This window comes from Prochlorococcus sp. ALOHA_ZT_50, from assembly GCF_022447305.1.
Lineage (GTDB): Bacteria > Cyanobacteriota > Cyanobacteriia > PCC-6307 > Cyanobiaceae > Prochlorococcus_A.
The window spans coordinates 1-17396 of the sequence record NZ_JAKVCI010000027.1 but is presented as its reverse complement, the minus strand read 5'-3'; the positions used below and the strand labels follow the sequence as shown (position 1 = coordinate 17396).

Below are 17396 nucleotides of genomic sequence, written 5' to 3'. Positions count from 1 at the left end.
GGTGGGGGTAATGGAACTTTAATAGTAAGTAAAGATCAAGGTAAAACTTGGAATAAAGATCCTATTGCTTCTGAATTGCCAACAAACTACATTAAAATAGTTTTTCTTGATAAGGAGGCTTTAGACAATCAAAAAGGATTTGTACTAGGCGAACGTGGTTATATCCTTAAATGGAATAGCTAACTTTGAATAAATTCAGTTAAAAGTAAAAAAAAAATTAATTTTTGAAAGATTTAGCAACTGTCTGTAACCAACCTGTTAATTTCTTCGCGAACTTATGATTTTACACTGTAAGATCATAGGGTAAACATTTGTGATTATGGCCGCAGGTTCAACGGGTGAACGCCCATTCTTTGAAATAATCACCAGTATTAGGTACTGGATTATTCATGCAGTAACATTACCAGCTATTTTTATAGCAGGCTTCTTATTCGTATACACAGGTTTGGCTTACGACGCTTTCGGTACTCCTCGTCCGGATAGTTATTTTCAGGCATCTGAAGCAAAAGCTCCTGTTGTAACACAAAGATTTGATGCGAAGTCTCAACTTGATTTAAGAACAAAATAACTATGTCTAATTCTCAAGCTCCAATGCAGGCTGCGGAAGTCCGCGTTTATCCTATATTTACTGTTCGTTGGCTAGCAGTTCACGCTTTAGCTATTCCATCAGTATTCTTTTTGGGTTCCATTGCTGCTATGCAATTCGTAGCCCGATAAATTTAACAATCATGCAAGTAAACGAAAATCCTAACAAAGTTCCAGTTGAACTTAATCGTACAAGCCTTTATTTAGGCTTACTATCAGTCTTTGTATTGGGAATTTTATTTTCCAGTTACTTTTTCAATTAAATTAAAACTATGAGTAAATTAAAAGGACCTGATGGAAGAATTCCAGATAGACTTCCCGACGGTAGACCAGCAGTTGCATGGGAAAGAAGATGGACTGAAGGAACTCTTCCTCTATGGCTTGTTGCTACAGCAGGTGGAATTGCAGTTATCTTCGTTTTAGGTATATTCTTCTATGGTTCATACCAAGGCGTTGGAGCTGGAGGCTAACAAATCCTTACCTTGACCTGATAATCACTTATATCAAATAAGCCTAATAAGAATCAGTAAATATCCTTAGTTTCTCTTTTGTGGAGCTTGGGATATTTTCTTTTTGGGTTATCAATCCATCTTTTAATGAAAAATGAGACTTACTTTTTGGTCTTTCTTTTTCAATTAATTTAGCTACTTCAAATATTATTTTATTAGCCACTTCAGTATTTGATCTAAGATTATCCAAAACCATCTCTACAGAAACTTCTTGATGAGTTTGATGCCAGCAATCATAATCAGTAACCATAGATAAGGAGGAGTAAGCTATTTCAGCTTCTTTAGCTAATCTTGCTTCTGTGTGGTTCGTCATTCCAATTATTGAACATCCCCAACTCCTATATAAATTAGATTCTGCTCTAGTTGAGAAAGCGGGACCTTCCATTGCTAGATAGGTACCCCCTCTATGCAATTGTCTACCGCCAGGAATATTTTTTTCTCCGATTTCACTTAATATACGTGATAAATTTGTGCAGAAGGGATCTCCCATAGTTACGTGAGCAACAGCTCCCTCGTTAAAGAAGGTTGCAGGTCTATTTTTTGTCCGGTCTATAAATTGATCTGGAACCACTATATCAAGTGGCCTTATCTGTTCTTGTAATGAACCAACTGCTGATGGAGCAATAATCCATCTTACTCCTATTGATCTTAGAGCCCAAATATTAGCTTTGTAAGGGATTTCAGAAGGATTTAAACTATGTGTTCTGCCATGTCTAGGAATAAATGCTATCTCTAGGTTTCCAAGATTATATACTTTTATTGAATCAGAAGGTTTACCATAGGGAGTATTGATTTCTAGTTCTCTTAAGTACTCTATTTGATCCATTGAATAAAATCCACTTCCACCAATCACTCCTAATCTTGATTTTTCAATTGGTAATAAATGTTCTTTATTCATAGTGATGTAAATGACTTTTAATCATCTGGTACTAATTGGAGGAGGACACTCAAATGTTTCTTTATTGAAGAAATGGTTAATGTTTCCGAAATTAATGCCAGAAATTCCTGTTTCAATTATATCTAGAGATTCTCATTTGGTTTATTCGGCTATATTCCCATCGGTGATTTCAAAATCAATCACTTTAGAAGAGAGTTTAATTGATATAAAATCTTTAGCAAAAAATGCAAAAGTATCTTTTATAGAAGAAGAAGTAAAGGATATTGATTTCAATTTAAAGAAAATTGTTTTAAGTAATAGACCTTCAGTTAATTATTCGAAGTTGGTGCTTAATTATGGAAGTCAAACAATAATTCCAAAAGAATTTGAATCACTAGTTAAAAATCGAAATGCTTTTTCAATTAAACCTTTTTTAAGGGCTTATGACTCAATACTAAAAGAGGACATTTTTGATTCAGTTAATGAACTTCCATTTGTAATTGTTGGGAGTGGCCTTGCTGCAATTGAAGTATCTTATGCTTTGAGAAAAAGATGGGGAGATAGACCTTTAAAACTATTATGTGATTCAAGAAAAATTAATAATACAATTCTAAAAAGTTTACGGAATTCCAATATTGATTTAGTTGAAAAACTTAATTTTGATTATGGCAAGATTCTTTTATGTACTGGAAATACATCTCCGTTATGGGCACAAAAAAAATTATTAGATTCGGATTCTTATGGCAGAATAATTACAAATCAGAATTTACAGATAAAAAGTTTCTCTGGAATCTTTGCTGTCGGTGATTGCGCAGTTGTAGGTTCAGCAAAAAGACCAGCATCGGGAGTTTTTGCAGTAAAAGTTGTAAATACATTAGTACAAAATCTAAAAAAAGATATAGAAGGGAGATCATTAAAAAAGTGGTTTCCTCAAAAGATCGGATTGCAAATAGTAAATATATTTCCAAGCCATCATCCAAAGGCTTTTGCTATTTATCGCAATTTTGTTTTCGGCCCTTCTTTTATTTTTTGGATTTTAAAGCATAAAATTGATCTCAACTTTATTAAAAAGTTCAGATCAAAAAGGCTAATTATGAAAAGTAGTGAAAAAAATATTTCATTGAATGATTGCAGAGGATGTGCAGCTAAAATTCCTCAGTTTGTTTTGAATAAATCATTAATAAATTCTAATTTAAATTCTTTTGCCTCATCACCTGAAGATTCAGTTGAGATATATCAAAATGGTCAAGATATTATCTTGCAAAGTGTAGATGGATTTCCTGCTTTGGTAAGTGATCCTTGGCTTAATGCAAAAATTACTACTTTGCATGCTTGCTCAGATTTGTGGGCATGCGGAGCAAAACTTTCATCCGCGCAGGCTTTAATTTCATTACCAAAAGTTGAAAGGGAATTTCAGAGTTACCTCTTTTCTCAATCACTTCAAGGTATTAAATCAACAGTTGAGGATCATGGAGGTGAATTACTTGGAGGCCATACTTTCGAGGCAAGAAGTTTAGTAAATAAACCTTATTCATTAGGAATAGATATTTCTTTAACAGTTCAAGGTATTTTAAAAAATGGAGCAAAACCATGGCTTAAATCTGGAATGAATATTGGAGATATTCTCATGATGTCTAGACCTCTGGGCGTTGGGATTTACTTTGCCGGTCAAATGCAAAATATTAATATGCTAGGTAGTTCTTCTGAAGTAATTAATAATTTAGTAAAGAGTCAGCAATATTTGATTGATGAAATTTATCTTTTTCAAAATCAATTTAAAGAATCATTAGTCAATGCTGCGACTGACATTACTGGATATGGATTTATTGGACATCTTAAAGAAATGGTTGAATCATCTAATTTATATAGGCAAAGCAATAATCTTGAGCCACTAAAAGTTTTATTAGATTTATTTGCATTTAAAGCTTATCCTGGAGTATTTGATTTAATAAGAAAAGATGTTAAAAGTACTTTCTTTGAATCTAATAAAGAAATTTTTGACAAAATTTATAAAGTAAATAAGCAAAAAAGAATAATTAATTTTTTAAACGAAAATTCATTAGATCAAGAGACTTTTAACGAGAGAATATCATTACTATTAGATCCTCAAACATGTGGCCCCTTGTTGATTAGTTGCAATCGTAAATATGAAAATGTTCTAAAGGATAAATGGTACAAGGTTGGAGAAGTTGTAAAAATGTAATTAATTTCTATTTAATTTGTCAATTTCCAAATATCTTAATCTTTTGATTTCCTTTCCCATCTCCTTCCCTGGATCCCATCCTTCTTTTTTTAATGTTTCTCCATCTTTTTTTGATTTTATGAATTTGTAAATAAATAACCACTTAAACAATTTACGCCAGTATGGTCCTCCATCACAAATTAATAATTTGACTGTCTCATCATTAAGGTTTCTGTCCTCAATAAATTCTGTCCAACTTGATGGAGAAAAATGATTGAAATTTTTTTGGTTTGTATTTAATATCTTTTTGATATTTATATAATCTTCTAATATTTTTATCTCACTATTATTTACCAAAAATCTTTGACATGCTTTTTCTAAATCTTCTGAATCTTTTAATAAGTAAAGCATATGATTTCCCTTTAACTTCTTAATCCAATTTAGTCCTCTTAAAAATCTTTTATCGACTTTAATATTTTCATTTAAGATTGAGATAATTTCCCATTTATGAATTATCGAAATCACATTAGTCAAATTATCGTGTTTGCATATTTCAGCTAGTTCCATCCTTATTCGTATGCCTAGTGCAGGAGGGTAAATCATTTTCTGATGAGTTTCTGAACTTTTCCATGGCCATTGTCTAACTGTTTCTTGAGATTGTTTGAGGGAATTATTTGAAATATTGAAATCTAACCTTGAAGCATATTTTGCACATCTAATTAATCTACTTGGATCATCTGAAATACTATTACTGTGAAGTAAGTTCAATCTTTTACTTTTTATATCAGAAATTCCTCCATAAAGATCATAGATTTTCCTTGTCGAGACCTCGAAGGCTATTGAATTTATAGTGAAATCTCTCCTCTTAAGATCCTCCTCAATAGTACTTTTATTTACTGTGGGATTTAAGCCTGGAGCAGAATAAATTTCTTTTCTTGCAGAAGCAATATCAATTTTATAGTCATTAATATTTATTTCTACAGTGTTGTATAAATTAAATTCCTTGATTAAACATAAATCTACATTTACAATATTTTTTTTTATAAATTTTGCAAGAGAAATAGAGGATCCTTCAATAACAAGATCAATATCTACAGGTTTAGAAAACGATTTTTTGTGGAATTTACTAATTAATAAATCTCTTAAATAACCGCCAACAAAAGCTACTTTAGTATTGTTATTAGATTCTATGTATTTAGCAATTAGGTTATATAGATTAAATGGAGTTTTGATTAATTCCCCTTGGATGTAATCAGAGATATCGTTCATGAGTTTTAACTTACATAACGAATTGGAGCTAATCTGGGATCTAGAATTTTACTTCCTTTATCACCAAATTTTACTGCTAAAGATATTTTTTCCCCACTCCCAAAAATATGTATGATTTCACCTTTCCCAAACTTTGAGTGAATTAGCTTATCTCCAACTATCCAGCTTTTCCCTTTACTGGGACCTGAATATAATTTCCTTACTGCATTTATTGGTTTGTTAACAAATTCATTTGGATTGTTTCGATCAACTCTAGTTAAACGATCAAGATGCCAATCTCTTCTAATTGAAGCACCACCAGTTTGTGGTAATTCGCCATCCATTAAATCTTCAGGTATTTCCGAAAGAAATATTGAAGGAATTGTTGCTTCACGCATTCCACCCCATAATCTTCTTTCTCTGGCATGACTTAAGAAAACTCTTTCTTTAGCTCTAGTAATACCTACATAGCATAATCTTCTTTCCTCTTCAAGAAGTGAGGGAGTATCTATTGATCTATGGCTAGGGAAGAGACCTTGTTCTAGCCCAGTGATAAAAACATTTTGAAATTCTAAACCTTTACTATTATGCAGAGTCATGAGAGTTACAGAGTTAGGATTATTTTTCTTCGTATCATTATCAGTTGTTAAGGCTGCTGTAGAAAGAAATCCCTCTACATCTCCACTTTCTGTTTCTTCTTCATATTGAGTAGCTGCATTAATTAGTTCTTGTAAGTTATTTCTTCTATCTTCAGATTCTTCAGTCCCACTAGAGAGCAAGTCACTTAAATAACCACTTTTTTCTAATATAAGTTGTAGTAGTTGAGCGGGACCTGAATTTTCTAGGTAACACAGTAGATCATTCATAACTTCAGTAAATTTATTAATTCCTTTTGATGATCGGCCTATTGTTTCTTCAAGACTTTGCTTATCATTAAGAACCTCCCATAATGGGATATTTAACCTATTAGATAGTTCATTAAGTTTTTGAATAGTAGTCTTACCAATCCCTCTTCTAGGAACATTTATGATTCGTAAAAGACTAACGTTATCTGAAGAATTAACCAGAACTTTCAAATATGCTATTGCATCTTTAATTTCTCTTCTATCATAAAAACGCAATCCTCCAAAAATTGTATAAGGAATGCGCCACCTTACAAGAGATTCTTCTAATACTCTCGACTGAGCTCTGGTTCGATATAAAATTGCAAAATTTTTCCAAATTGGGTTTTGATTATAGTTATTGAGTGATTTTATTTTATTGGTAATTGCTTCTGCCTCGGAAATTTCATCATCACAGCTGAGTAACGTTAAAAGTTCCCCTTTTTCTTTAGTAGCCTTTAAAACTTTGTCAATTCTTTCAGAGTTGTTTTCAATTAGTGAGTTTGCAGCATCAAGGATATTGGAAGATGACCTATAATTTTCTTCTAATTTAATTAAAGATGATTTTGTATCGTCGTTGATTGAAGTTTTAAAATCTTCTTGAAAACCAATTAAAATTCTGAAGTCAGCTGCTCTGAAACTATAAATACTTTGATCAGCATCCCCAACTACAAAAATTGACCGATCTTCCCAATTGAAGAATTTTTTTGGTTCAGTATTTCCAGCCGTAATTAATTTTATAAGTTCATATTGTGTTCTATTTGTATCTTGATATTCGTCAACTAAAATATGTTTAAATCTTTTGTGCCAGTAATCTCTGACTATATCATTTTGCCTCAATAAGAAAACAGGCAAAAGTAGAAGATCATCAAAGTCTAAAGAATTATTTTTTGAGAGCGAAATCCTATATCTCTTGTAGGCTTCTGCAACTGTTTTATCAAAATTATTATCTGCTTTTTCTAAAAGATCATTAGAAGTTAAGCATTGATTTTTAGCATTACTTATTAATCTTTTAATCTTTTTGGGATCATATCTTTTTGGGTCAAGATTCATATCTTGACTGATAATTTCTTTTACTAATGTTTGAGAATCTGTTTCATCGTAAATTGAAAATTGCCTTGTCCATTTTAGGCCTTCTGGATCAGTATATTTTTCAATATCGTATCTCAGAAGTCTTGAAAATAAAGAATGGAAAGTACCGATCCAAAGGTTCTGAAGCCTCTCTTGGTGAACGTTTGTTCTTAATTGATTTTGATCAATTTCTTTGAGAGTTGTCCAAGGCTGACCAAATTGATTAAAAGCTAATTCTTGGGCTAGAAGAACCTCTAATCTTGCTTTCATTTCTTTAGCAGCTTTGTTAGTGAAAGTGACTGCGAGAATGTTATAGGGATCTATAGAGTTACCCTCAATAAGGTTTGCAATTCTGTGAGTAAGAGCCTTAGTTTTTCCGCTACCTGCACCTGCTACAACTAATAGTGGTCCATAAACATGTTTTACTGCTTGAAGTTGTTGATTGTTTAGGGACTTAAAAAGGAAATTGTTGGTTTGAGGCACTTTTGGAAGGGTTTTTCAAAAATCAGACTTTACTATGAGATTCAGATTCCGTTTCTAGATCTTCTAACGCTTTTTTTAAATTTATAAGTTCATTATTGTTATTAATTATTTCTTCAAATTTATTTTGAGGCATCTTTAATTTCATACTTCTGTCTAGAATTTCTTTTTCCAATCTCTTTTTATATGAGGAAATAAGTTTCTTTGATAATTTTAAATCCTGTTGATCCAAAACTTTATTAAAAATGTAGTTTTATATTAGCGGAAAAAAATTTTTTATTTGAATTATTTCAACTATCACTTTGGAATGAAGTTATTAATTAAGAAGCGTTGCGTTAAGTTTGAAATTGTATTGTTTTTACTAGCTTTGTATTATTCTTAAGATCGGTCTTTAAATTTTTACTTCAGGAATGTCAGTTTCAAAGAATAATCAACTATTGTCAGCCGATAAGAAATTAAATGATTTAAGCAATATAAAAGAATTTATTAATAGTGCAAACTCAAGATTAGATGCAATAACCTCAATAACCAATAATTCACATGCAATCGCAGCAGACGCTGTAACAGCAATGATTTGCGAAAATCAAGATTCACTTAATTCAAAAATATCTTTAAATACAACTAACAAGATGTCCGTTTGTTTAAGAGATGGAGAAATAATCCTAAGGATTGTTGCTTATCTTTTAATTTCTAATGACGAATCAGTTTTAGAAAAAAGTTGTTTGAAGGATCTTAAAAATACTTATCTTGCTCTTGGGGTACCTTTAAGAAATGCAAGAAGGGTTTTTGAATTAATGCGAGATGCAACTATCTCTGATTTGAATTCAACAGTTAATAATATGCGTGGAAACAAAGGCTTTCTTCCTAAATTAATATCTGAAACAGAGTTTCAATTTGAAAGGATAATTAATCTTTTAAACTAGCTAAATTCCTTATCTCTGAAGTATGGGAAGTCTGTATAACTGAGTTATTTTCCAGATTTCTAATAGTAGAAAATCTGGATCTTACATGAGTGGATAAAAAGGAAATTCTTTCTTCGGAAACTGTTGATTTATAAATAGTTTTAATGTGTAAATTATTTTGTTCATCAACAAAATAATTGGATGATGAAATAAAGGATTCTGTATAACCTTTATTTCTTAAAACAATTCCTGAATTTTCATCTTTGGGTAAAAAAATCAGAATAGTTTCATCTCCCTCACTGATATCATCATTGTCCCAATCACTAATAGCTTGCCAGTTTATAGAAATGGCTATGCTCTCTAGGTTTAAACTAAATTTATAATTTTTAAAAATTTCAACGACTTTTTTATTTTTTTTGTTGATATGTTTTATATATATTTTACTAGTTGAGTTTTCAAATTCCTGAAAAGCTAAAGTGTGAGTACTTCTAATAGATTTCCACTCTCCTATACTTTTATCAATGAATTGATTAATTATTGTTAGATTCTTCGTCAAGTTTATCTTCTACGGAATGATTTTCTGCTTTTTGTATCATTCTTACCATTGAATCCACCATTAATCTCTTTGCAGAAGTTACTTTTAATCCAGAAGGAGTAGTTGATATTTGTTCTCCAGGGCGATCATATGAAGTTGGTCTAAATGGAGTCATCTAATAACTTTAAAAATTAATCGATTTCTATTCTTGCATGAATCATTATTTATATAGTTATTGTTTGCGAAAATGTCATATCTTTCTTCTTTGATTACAGAATTATCAACTGTTTTGTTATTTAGGCATTTTATTTTTTGCCAATCCTGAAATAGTCGCTAAAGCAAACATTCCCAATAGAGCAATCCCTAGAAATAATCCTGCTCCCTGGCTAACTCCAGCTCCTACTGCTACTAGTATAGAGTCACTGATTAGAAGACTTATTAATAATGCAGGAGTAAATATTTTCCAGCGAGTTCCTCCAATACCAATTGCGTAGCTTAGAAAATCAAAAAGGCCAGTCATTAGTAGACCTGTCATAAGAAAGAAATTTTCTTCTAGCTGGTTTTGATTAAAACTTTCAATCTTTTTCATTGCTTTCGGGCCTACTAAATTACGTACAGGAACCCGACCATAATTTCTTGCAATAAAGAAAGCAGCTTGGCAAAAAACGATATCAGAAAAGATTATTGTCATGTAACCTTTTTGAAATCCTAGTAATGAACCAGCTAGCAGAGAATAAGCTGAACTTGGAAGGGCAGGTAAAATAATACTTACTCCTCTAAGTATGAATATTCCAAAAGGAGCCCAAATCCCCATACTTTCTATTTTGTTCCTTAGAGGTTCAATCCCATAATTTTGGATTAAATAAATCAATACAACAAATATTGCTATAAAAAAAACTACTGAGAGAAATTTCTGTATTTTATTCATTATTTTTCTAATAAATTTATTGGAAGTAAATTCTTAATTTTAATATTTGATTCTATCTATAATAGAAATACTAATCAATAAAAATTTTTACAAATTTTTAATCTTATATTTCCTACTAATAAAAAATTTTTGTATTCCATAAGTAGTCATGATTAATTCTAAGAATAAAGTTAATTCAATATTTTTTAGAAATTTCATTAATTTAGTCCTTTCGATTATCGTTTTCTTTTGTATTTCAATAAAAAAATCAGAAGCTTTGCCTCATGAATGGGTTGGAGTCCCTAAAAGTGAATATGGAGAGCAGTTATGGGATAGGCAAAGTATAAAAAGGAATGAGGATGGTTCTGTAAGAGTATTGAGTAAATTTATTCCCAAAACAAAAAGTGAAATTACTAAGGATATTCTCTATACAATGGATATAAATTGTTTTGAAAAATCATTTAGAGATGTTGATGTCTCAATAGATGAAGCAAATAGTAATTTCAATGATTTAGCTAATTGGCAAGATCCAAATGGAGATAAACTGATTTTGGGTGTTATTGGTCAAGTCTGCAGAGTCGAAAACTAAAAATTTAAAGTTATAAAAAATACGAAAAAATAACGAGTTCTCAATGATTTGAAAGTATAAAACCCTGTCTAGGACAGGGTTTTAAAGGTGCCAGGACCCAGATTTGAACTGGGGACACGGCGATTTTCAGTCGCCTGCTCTACCAACTGAGCTATCCCGGCTCTAACCTATATACTCTAAATTAAGATGTGTAGTTTGTGAAACCCTTTTAATTAAAAATTTTATATCTTTATCAAATATCTAAAAAAACTTTTATTTTGAGTTCATCGCTAACAAGGCTGTACCAAATGAAGTAGTTTTTTTACATGAAACTATTGGTATATTGATAATTTTTTCTCTTATTTTTCTCCACTGAGGGTTTTTTGAACCTCCACCAATAGTAATAATTTTTTTTGGAAGTGAACCTGTTAGTTCGCCTAGTTTTTCCCATCCTTTCAATTCGATCTTAGCTAGACCCTCGAATAATGCATGTAAATAAAGTGAGTCGCTTACTGGCCTTGGACCAAGTATCGGCTCTAAATTAGAATTATTAACAGGAAATCTCTCTCCTTTACTATTAAGAGGTAAAAGATTTAAAGAAGTATTTTTCGATGGATTAATTTGTCGACTGAGCTCCTTTATTTCTAAATCAGAGAAGAACTGAGACAAGATACCGCATCCTGCGTTTGATGCTCCTCCACATATCCAATGGCCGTTTACTCTATGGTTTGTAACTCCTTGTTTTTTTATAGGATTATCAATAATTTTTTTAACTACAATAGTTGTTCCTAAAACTGTGAGACCATCTTCTTTACCTAAACCTGCAGCTATTACACTTGCATTAGAGTCAGTGGTGCCTGAGATTAATATTAATTTCTTATTCAAGTTAAATCTCTCTGCTAAATCAAAATTCACTTGTCCAATAATTTTCCCACTTTTTATTATTTGAGGTAGGCATTTTTGCCATGAAGTATTGAGATAGCTTTTTGGCCATGATTCTTTTTTTAGATCCCAACCAAGTTTTAGATTATTACCTTCTTCTCCATGAGTCCAATCTTTTAAAAACCAACCAGTGATCCAATCAGATTGATGTCGTAAAAGTATATTTGTCCCATATTTATCTATTAGTTTTAATGCTTTAGCAAGACTACTGTATGGAGTTCGCAGATGATCTTCTCCAGAAGTTAAGGATTCAAGAAGGATCTTATTTTCATGGCATGCTTGGTCATAGGGTATTGCTAGACCTATCGATTCTCCTTGCAAATTTGATGCTGTTAAAGTCCCTGAGGTGCCGGAGATAGCCAATTTATTAAGGTTAATTTTTACCTCAATAGGTAAATTAACTAAGAGATTTTCACAAGAATTGATCCAAGAATTTGGATTTTTAAAGCTGTATGAATAAGGAACTGAATTTGAATATACTAATTTCTTATCAAGATTAATTATTGATATTCTTGCACCACTGGTTCCAAAATCTAACCCTCCATAAAAATTTTCAGGCATAGAAAAAATATTTTATTTAAAGATCTTGGAAGCCTCTGCTAATTGGGCTGCTTTTTCTTCTACATTTTCCCAAGGGAGCTCAAGATCTCTTCTGCCAAAATGTCCATAGGATGCAGTCTTTCTAAAAAATTTACCTCCCATTTTTTTTGGTAGATTTCTTAAGTTAAATTCTTTTATTATTGCTGCGGGTCTTAAATCAAAGTGCTCTTTGATTAACTCAGTCAAATTAGCTTGCGAAATAACACCAGTATTAAAAGTTTCAATGAGAATGGAAATCGGTTTTGCAACTCCAATTGCATAACTTAATTGTACTTCTGCCTTTTTTGCTAATTTTGCCTTAACTATACTTTTAGCTACATAACGTGCTGCATAAGCGGCTGATCTATCTACTTTTGTGGGATCTTTACCAGAAAATGCCCCTCCTCCGTGTCTTGCATATCCACCATAAGTATCTACAATAATTTTTCTGCCAGTGAGCCCCGCATCTCCTTGGGGCCCGCCTACGACAAATTTTCCCGTGGGGTTTACTAGAAATCTTGTTTGGCTAATGCTTGGTTTGATTTCTAAATCTTCAGTAGCAGGAATTACAACATGCTTCCATAAATCTTCTTTTATTCTTTGACGAATTTCTTCTTCATTTGTTATCCCATCTATCTCAGGATTATGTTGAGTTGAAATTAAAATCGTATTAATAGAGACTGGTAAACCTTTTTCGTAATCAATGCTTACTTGAGTTTTACCATCAGGGAGTAGATAATTAAGGACTTCTTCATGCCTTACTTTGGCAAGTTGAATGGCTAATCTATGAGCCAAGCTAATCGGTAAGGGCATTAATTCAGGCGTCTCATCGCATGCATAGCCGAACATTATGCCTTGGTCACCAGCTCCGGTATTATCTTCCAAATCATCGTTAACATCATCTGCTTCGTTTACTCCTTGAGAAATATCTGGTGATTGCTCGTCAAGTGCTACTAAAACAGCACAACTATTTGCGTCAAAACCACCTGCTCTATAGCCTTCATATCCAATTTCTTTAATTACATTTCTAACAAGTTTTATATAATCGACTTTTGCTTTTGAAGTTATTTCTCCAGTAAGTAAACAAAGACCTGTATTAACAACAGTTTCGCATGCAACTCTGCTTTCTGGATCTTCTGTCAATAAAGCATCTAAAACAGCGTCACTAATTTGATCACATATTTTGTCAGGATGACCTTCAGTTACGGATTCTGAAGTGAAAATGAAATCACTCATTAACAAATAATTTTGGAATTAGGCATTATCCTAAATTAAATTATCGTTACAAATCAATTATTGTAAATTAAAAAATACTTGTGTAGGGATTATGAGGGTTAAGTTCCTATATTTCGTGAACAAAATAAATAAGTGAAGTTATGCTGTTTCAGATGAAGCTTTTGGGATCTCTTCGTTTTCGTCAGTTTGTTCAAATAACATTTGTTTATATTTCGCAGCCATTTCTTCAGCTTTACTAAAAACTTTTTGAGGGTCAGTTAGCATATCTCCTGGTTCAGGTTCAAGTGCTTTAGTAGATAATGAAATTCGTCCTCTTTCTGAATCAAGGTCAATTATCATAACTTTCATTTGGTCATTCACATTTAAAACATTATGAGGAGTCTCAATATGTTCATGACTAATCTCAGAAATGTGCAATAGACCACTAACTCCACCAATATCAATAAAGGCTCCATAAGGTTTAATACCTTTTACAGAACCAACAACAACTTCTCCTACCTCAAGTCGGTTCATTTTTTTCTCAACCAAAGCTCTTCTATGACTTAGTACTAATCTATTTCTCTCTTCATCAACTTCAAGAAATTTTAAAGGTAAATATTCACCTTCTAAGTCATCTTTAATTTTTCGAGCACTTATATGAGAGCCTGGGATAAAACCTCTCAAGCCTTCTACCCTAACAAGAGCTCCGCCTCTGTTTGTTGCAAAAACTTCAGAATATATAGTTGCATCTTCTTTTTGGAGTTGTCTAACCCTTTCCCATGCTCTTTGATATTCAATTCTTCTAATGGAGAGGGCTAATTGGCCATCTTCATTTTCTTCACTCATTATGAAAAATTCTCTACTTTCTGAAGGTTGTAAAACATCATTAAGTCCTTCAACTCTATTTATTGAAACCTCCTGAACAGGCATAAAAGCAGCTGTTTTTGCCCCTATATCTATCATGGCCCCTTTGGGCTCTAGAGCAAAAACGGTACCTTTAACTAGATCGCCAGGCTTAAAGTTATAGTCATACTTACCCAAAAGTGATGCAAATTCTTCTTGTGTGAATCCTGCGTTGTCAAAATCCGTATTTGTTCTGCTAGAGGAAGAATCTGCTGAAGGTATATCGCTCTTCTCGAATGATAAATCTTCCTCATTTTGAGATGCTGAATCATTATCTAACTCAGACGAATTTTTAATTTCTTGATCCTCAGAAAGTTCTTTAATGGTTTGGGAAGAATTTTCGTTCATTTGTTGTATCGCAGACTACCTAAGGTAGTTAGAAAGGAATGCTACTAGCCTGCAAACCAATAGCAAAAAACATTTGTGATATGTATTCTACACTTTAAGATGCTGAATTTTATGAAATTGAAGCTAATTGGTTTTTTGAACTTCCTTTTAGAGATTCAAGAGTAGAAATAAAATCTTTTACCCCATTAAATTTTCTGTAAACTGAGGCGTATCTTATATAAGCGACTTCGTTTTCTTTTCTAAGATTTTTAAGTATTAATTCTCCGATTTGTGAAGATTTAATATCTTTATTAGAGTCTTGAACGATTTGTGATTCAATTCCATCTACGAAATTAATAATTGCTTCACTACTGAAGTTAGTCTTTTCGCAAGCTCTTGATATACCAGTAAATAATTTTTGTTTATCAAATAATTCTCTGCCACCGTCTTTCTTTATAACTGAAACTGGCATTGATTCCACTCTTTCATAAGTTGTAAATCTAAAGCTGCAATTTAAGCACTCTCTTCTTCTTCGAACACTTTTACCACTATCAGCAGATCTTGATTCCAAAACTCTGCTATCTGTGTTTTGACAGGTTGGACACTGCATGTGGTGAAATAAGCTGCACTTCAACTCTAATAGTAGAGTAATATCTTAATTATGAAAAGTAAAAAAAAACCTCTTGTTAAAGAGGTTTTTTTTCTTAGTTCATTTTCTATCAAATTTAGGTGGGTCTCTAAAGGCGACAGCAAAGAATAAGGTAACAACTGCGAGAGTTAGAATAAGAACGTAAGCAAAAGCTTCCATAAGATTAAGTAATAAAGTTTAGTTTAAACCCTTCCTGGGATTCTTCTTGTGGTTTCGTCACCAAGTTTCTTGAATAAACCAAATTCAACTTGGTCTCCAATCTCAGCATCAATACCAGCAAAGGAATTTCTGTAAAGAGTTCTTGAAGCATGCCACCAGTGGCCAAACAAGAATAGCAATCCGAAACATAAATGTGCATATGTAAACCATGCTCTTGGAGAACTTCGGAATACACCGTCAGATTTATATGTCTCTCTGTCAAACTTGAATGCTTCTCCAAGTTGAGCCTTTCTAGCTAATCTTTTAACTACTGCAGGATCTGTAAATGTTTGTCCATCTAGGTCTCCTCCATAGATAGTTGCAGTAATGCCAGTTTGTTCAAATGAATACTTTGCTTCAGCTCTTCTAAATGGAATATCTGCTCTTACATTACCTTCTTTGTCTTCAAGAATGACAGGGAAGTTTTCAAAGAAATTAGGAATTCTTCTAACTTCTAATTCGTTACCTTCCTTATCTTGGAAAGCAATGTGACCTTGCCAACCAGTTGGTAAACCATCACCATTAACAAGAGCTCCAACTCTGAATAGTCCCCCTTTAGCTGGACTATTACCTACATAATCGTAGAAGGCTAATTTTTCTGGAATCGATGCATATGCCTCTGATTTAGTGGCACCATCATCAATAGCAGCTTGTACTCTTCTATTAATTTCAGTTTTGAAATAGCCTGAATCCCATTGATATCTGGTAGGACCAAAAAGCTCTATTGGGGTAGTTGCTGAACCGTACCACATTGTTCCGGAAACAACGAAAGAAACAAATAGTACAGCAGCTAAAGCACTAGCTAGAACTCCTTCAAGACTTCCAAGTTTTAATGCTCTATAAAGTCTTTCTCCAGGTCTATTGGTGATGTGAAAAATACCTCCAATAATACCCATAAGTCCTGCTGCAATATGATTAGCTACAATACCTCCTGGATTAAAAGGATTAAATCCTTCAACTCCCCAGGAAGGTGCTACAGGTTCTACATGACCGCTTAACCCATAGGGATCAGAAACCCAAATCCCCACGTTTGCGCAATGAAAAGCTCCAAAACCAAAACATGTAAGTCCTGCTAAAAGAAGGTGGATTCCAAAAATTCTTGGTAAATCAAGAGCAGGCTCACCAGTTCTTGAATCTTCCCATAAATCTAGGTCCCAATATGTCCAGTGCCAAATAGATGCCAACATCAATAGGCCACTAAATACTATGTGTGCTGCCGCAACCCCTTCGAAACTCCAGAATCCAGGATCAACTCCAGTAGCACCCGTAATATCCCATCCATTCCAACTACTTGTGATACCTAGTCTTGCCATGAAAGGCATAACGTACATCCCCTGTCTCCACATTGGATTGAGAACAGCATCAGAAGGATCAAAAATGGCTAATTCATAAAGAGCCATAGAACCGGCCCAGCCGGCTAATAATGCAGTATGCATAAGATGCACAGCAAGTAGTCGACCTGGGTCATTAATAACTACTGTGTGAACTCGATACCAAGGCAATCCCATCGGTTAATTTCTAGTAACTATGCTGAATAAACAGCTAAACATCACGATAGTAAGGGTTTTTTAGTCTTTGAGGGATTTTTGTAAATAAATTTATTTTCTTGCAAAAATTGGGCAAATCCATTAGCAGAACATAGTTTACAAGAAATTTTTAGCTAAAAACTGTTAATATTTTGGTCACAATTCTCAAAGTAAAACGCCAAAATAAGAAAAATAACTAAAAAAATGGCAACTATCAGATTTATCCGTGAGGATTTAGAGGTTCAATGTAATCCTGGTGAAAATTTAAGGGAATTGGTAATGAAAGAAAACTTACAACTTTATGGTATAAAA

The 17396-nt window shown here is 32.7% G+C and carries 21 protein-coding genes and 1 tRNA gene; 8 read left to right on the top strand and 14 right to left on the bottom strand.

Features of this window, described 5'->3' with window-relative positions:
• From MK115_RS07515 to MK115_RS07495, 5 genes are all read left to right on the top strand, one after another.
• A partial coding sequence (locus tag MK115_RS07515; protein WP_287610626.1) for a YCF48-related protein occupies nucleotides 1–183 on the top strand: 183 nt, incomplete at its 5' end.
• Nucleotides 184–319: 136 nt separating this feature from the next.
• Complete coding sequence (gene psbE, locus MK115_RS07510; RefSeq protein WP_025880392.1) at nucleotides 320–568, top strand: cytochrome b559 subunit alpha; 249 nt, start codon at nucleotides 320–322, stop codon at nucleotides 566–568.
• 2 nt (nucleotides 569–570) lie between these two features.
• Entirely contained in the window at nucleotides 571–717 is a 147-nt protein-coding gene (gene psbF / locus MK115_RS07505; RefSeq protein WP_025880394.1) for a cytochrome b559 subunit beta, read from the top strand.
• Between the two features lie 11 nt (nucleotides 718–728).
• On the top strand, nucleotides 729–848 hold the full coding sequence (gene psbL, locus MK115_RS07500; protein ID WP_002806119.1) for a photosystem II reaction center protein PsbL: 120 nt from the start codon (nucleotides 729–731) through the stop codon (nucleotides 846–848).
• A 9-nt stretch (nucleotides 849–857) separates the two neighbouring features.
• Nucleotides 858–1055, top strand: coding sequence for a photosystem II reaction center protein J (locus tag MK115_RS07495; protein ID WP_011375864.1), 198 nt, complete (start codon nucleotides 858–860; stop codon nucleotides 1053–1055).
• A gap of 43 nt (nucleotides 1056–1098) precedes the next feature.
• On the opposite strand, the gene mtnP is transcribed toward MK115_RS07495, so the two are convergent.
• Entirely contained in the window at nucleotides 1099–1992 is an 894-nt protein-coding gene (gene mtnP, locus MK115_RS07490; protein ID WP_079321138.1) for an S-methyl-5'-thioadenosine phosphorylase, read from the bottom strand.
• Between the two features lie 10 nt (nucleotides 1993–2002).
• Between mtnP and selD the strand changes: the two genes are divergently transcribed.
• On the top strand, nucleotides 2003–4174 hold the full coding sequence (selD, locus tag MK115_RS07485) for a selenide, water dikinase SelD (protein WP_287610625.1): 2172 nt from the start codon (nucleotides 2003–2005) through the stop codon (nucleotides 4172–4174).
• Here the strand turns inward: selD and MK115_RS07480 are convergent, their stop codons facing one another.
• The 3 genes from MK115_RS07480 to MK115_RS07470 are packed head-to-tail and all read right to left on the bottom strand — an operon-like array spanning nucleotide 4175 to nucleotide 8065.
• A complete protein-coding gene (locus tag MK115_RS07480) occupies nucleotides 4175–5422 on the bottom strand; it encodes a tRNA nucleotidyltransferase/poly(A) polymerase family protein (protein ID WP_287610624.1) in 1248 nt (415 codons plus the stop codon).
• 5 nt (nucleotides 5423–5427) lie between these two features.
• A complete protein-coding gene (locus tag MK115_RS07475; RefSeq protein ID WP_287610623.1) occupies nucleotides 5428–7836 on the bottom strand; it encodes a UvrD-helicase domain-containing protein in 2409 nt (802 codons plus the stop codon).
• Between the two features lie 22 nt (nucleotides 7837–7858).
• Complete coding sequence (locus tag MK115_RS07470; RefSeq protein WP_025955192.1) at nucleotides 7859–8065, bottom strand: DUF8630 family protein; 207 nt, start codon at nucleotides 8063–8065, stop codon at nucleotides 7859–7861.
• 178 nt (nucleotides 8066–8243) lie between these two features.
• On the opposite strand from MK115_RS07470, the gene MK115_RS07465 reads away from it, so the two are divergent.
• Nucleotides 8244–8756 (top strand): bilin-binding protein, encoded by a 513-nt coding sequence (locus MK115_RS07465; protein ID WP_287610622.1) that lies wholly within the window; start codon nucleotides 8244–8246, stop codon nucleotides 8754–8756.
• Here the strand turns inward: MK115_RS07465 and MK115_RS07460 are convergent.
• From MK115_RS07460 to MK115_RS07450, 3 genes are all read right to left on the bottom strand, one after another.
• Nucleotides 8740–9291: a phycobiliprotein lyase gene (locus MK115_RS07460; protein ID WP_287610621.1), complete on the bottom strand. Its 552-nt coding sequence runs from the start codon at nucleotides 9289–9291 to the stop codon at nucleotides 8740–8742. The two genes, MK115_RS07465 and MK115_RS07460, sit on opposite strands and share 17 nt — an antisense overlap.
• Nucleotides 9266–9445: a hypothetical protein gene (locus MK115_RS07455; protein ID WP_011375871.1), complete on the bottom strand. Its 180-nt coding sequence runs from the start codon at nucleotides 9443–9445 to the stop codon at nucleotides 9266–9268. The genes MK115_RS07460 and MK115_RS07455 overlap by 26 nt, the downstream gene beginning before the upstream one ends.
• Before the next feature lie 117 nt (nucleotides 9446–9562).
• Complete coding sequence (locus MK115_RS07450) at nucleotides 9563–10198, bottom strand: TVP38/TMEM64 family protein (protein WP_287610620.1); 636 nt, start codon at nucleotides 10196–10198, stop codon at nucleotides 9563–9565.
• 148 nt (nucleotides 10199–10346) lie between these two features.
• On the opposite strand from MK115_RS07450, the gene MK115_RS07445 reads away from it, so the two are divergent.
• Nucleotides 10347–10766, top strand: coding sequence for a hypothetical protein (locus MK115_RS07445; protein WP_287610619.1), 420 nt, complete (start codon nucleotides 10347–10349; stop codon nucleotides 10764–10766).
• An 88-nt stretch (nucleotides 10767–10854) separates the two neighbouring features.
• Here the strand turns inward: MK115_RS07445 and MK115_RS07440 are convergent.
• From MK115_RS07440 to psbB, 7 genes are all read right to left on the bottom strand, one after another.
• Nucleotides 10855–10927, bottom strand: a tRNA-Phe gene (locus MK115_RS07440).
• Nucleotides 10928–11018: 91 nt separating this feature from the next.
• A complete protein-coding gene (locus MK115_RS07435) occupies nucleotides 11019–12248 on the bottom strand; it encodes an FGGY-family carbohydrate kinase (RefSeq protein ID WP_287610618.1) in 1230 nt (409 codons plus the stop codon).
• Nucleotides 12249–12260: 12 nt separating this feature from the next.
• A complete protein-coding gene (metK, locus tag MK115_RS07430; RefSeq protein ID WP_287610617.1) occupies nucleotides 12261–13502 on the bottom strand; it encodes a methionine adenosyltransferase in 1242 nt (413 codons plus the stop codon).
• A 138-nt stretch (nucleotides 13503–13640) separates the two neighbouring features.
• Nucleotides 13641–14732 (bottom strand): 30S ribosomal protein S1, encoded by a 1092-nt coding sequence (locus tag MK115_RS07425; protein ID WP_287610616.1) that lies wholly within the window; start codon nucleotides 14730–14732, stop codon nucleotides 13641–13643.
• Nucleotides 14733–14841: 109 nt separating this feature from the next.
• Entirely contained in the window at nucleotides 14842–15321 is a 480-nt protein-coding gene (gene nrdR, locus MK115_RS07420; RefSeq protein WP_209109579.1) for a transcriptional regulator NrdR, read from the bottom strand.
• Nucleotides 15322–15420: 99 nt separating this feature from the next.
• Entirely contained in the window at nucleotides 15421–15519 is a 99-nt protein-coding gene (locus tag MK115_RS07415; protein ID WP_011131951.1) for a photosystem II reaction center protein T, read from the bottom strand.
• Nucleotides 15520–15542: 23 nt separating this feature from the next.
• Nucleotides 15543–17066 (bottom strand): photosystem II chlorophyll-binding protein CP47, encoded by a 1524-nt coding sequence (gene psbB, locus MK115_RS07410; RefSeq protein WP_011817802.1) that lies wholly within the window; start codon nucleotides 17064–17066, stop codon nucleotides 15543–15545.
• Nucleotides 17067–17396: the final 330 nt, after the last annotated feature.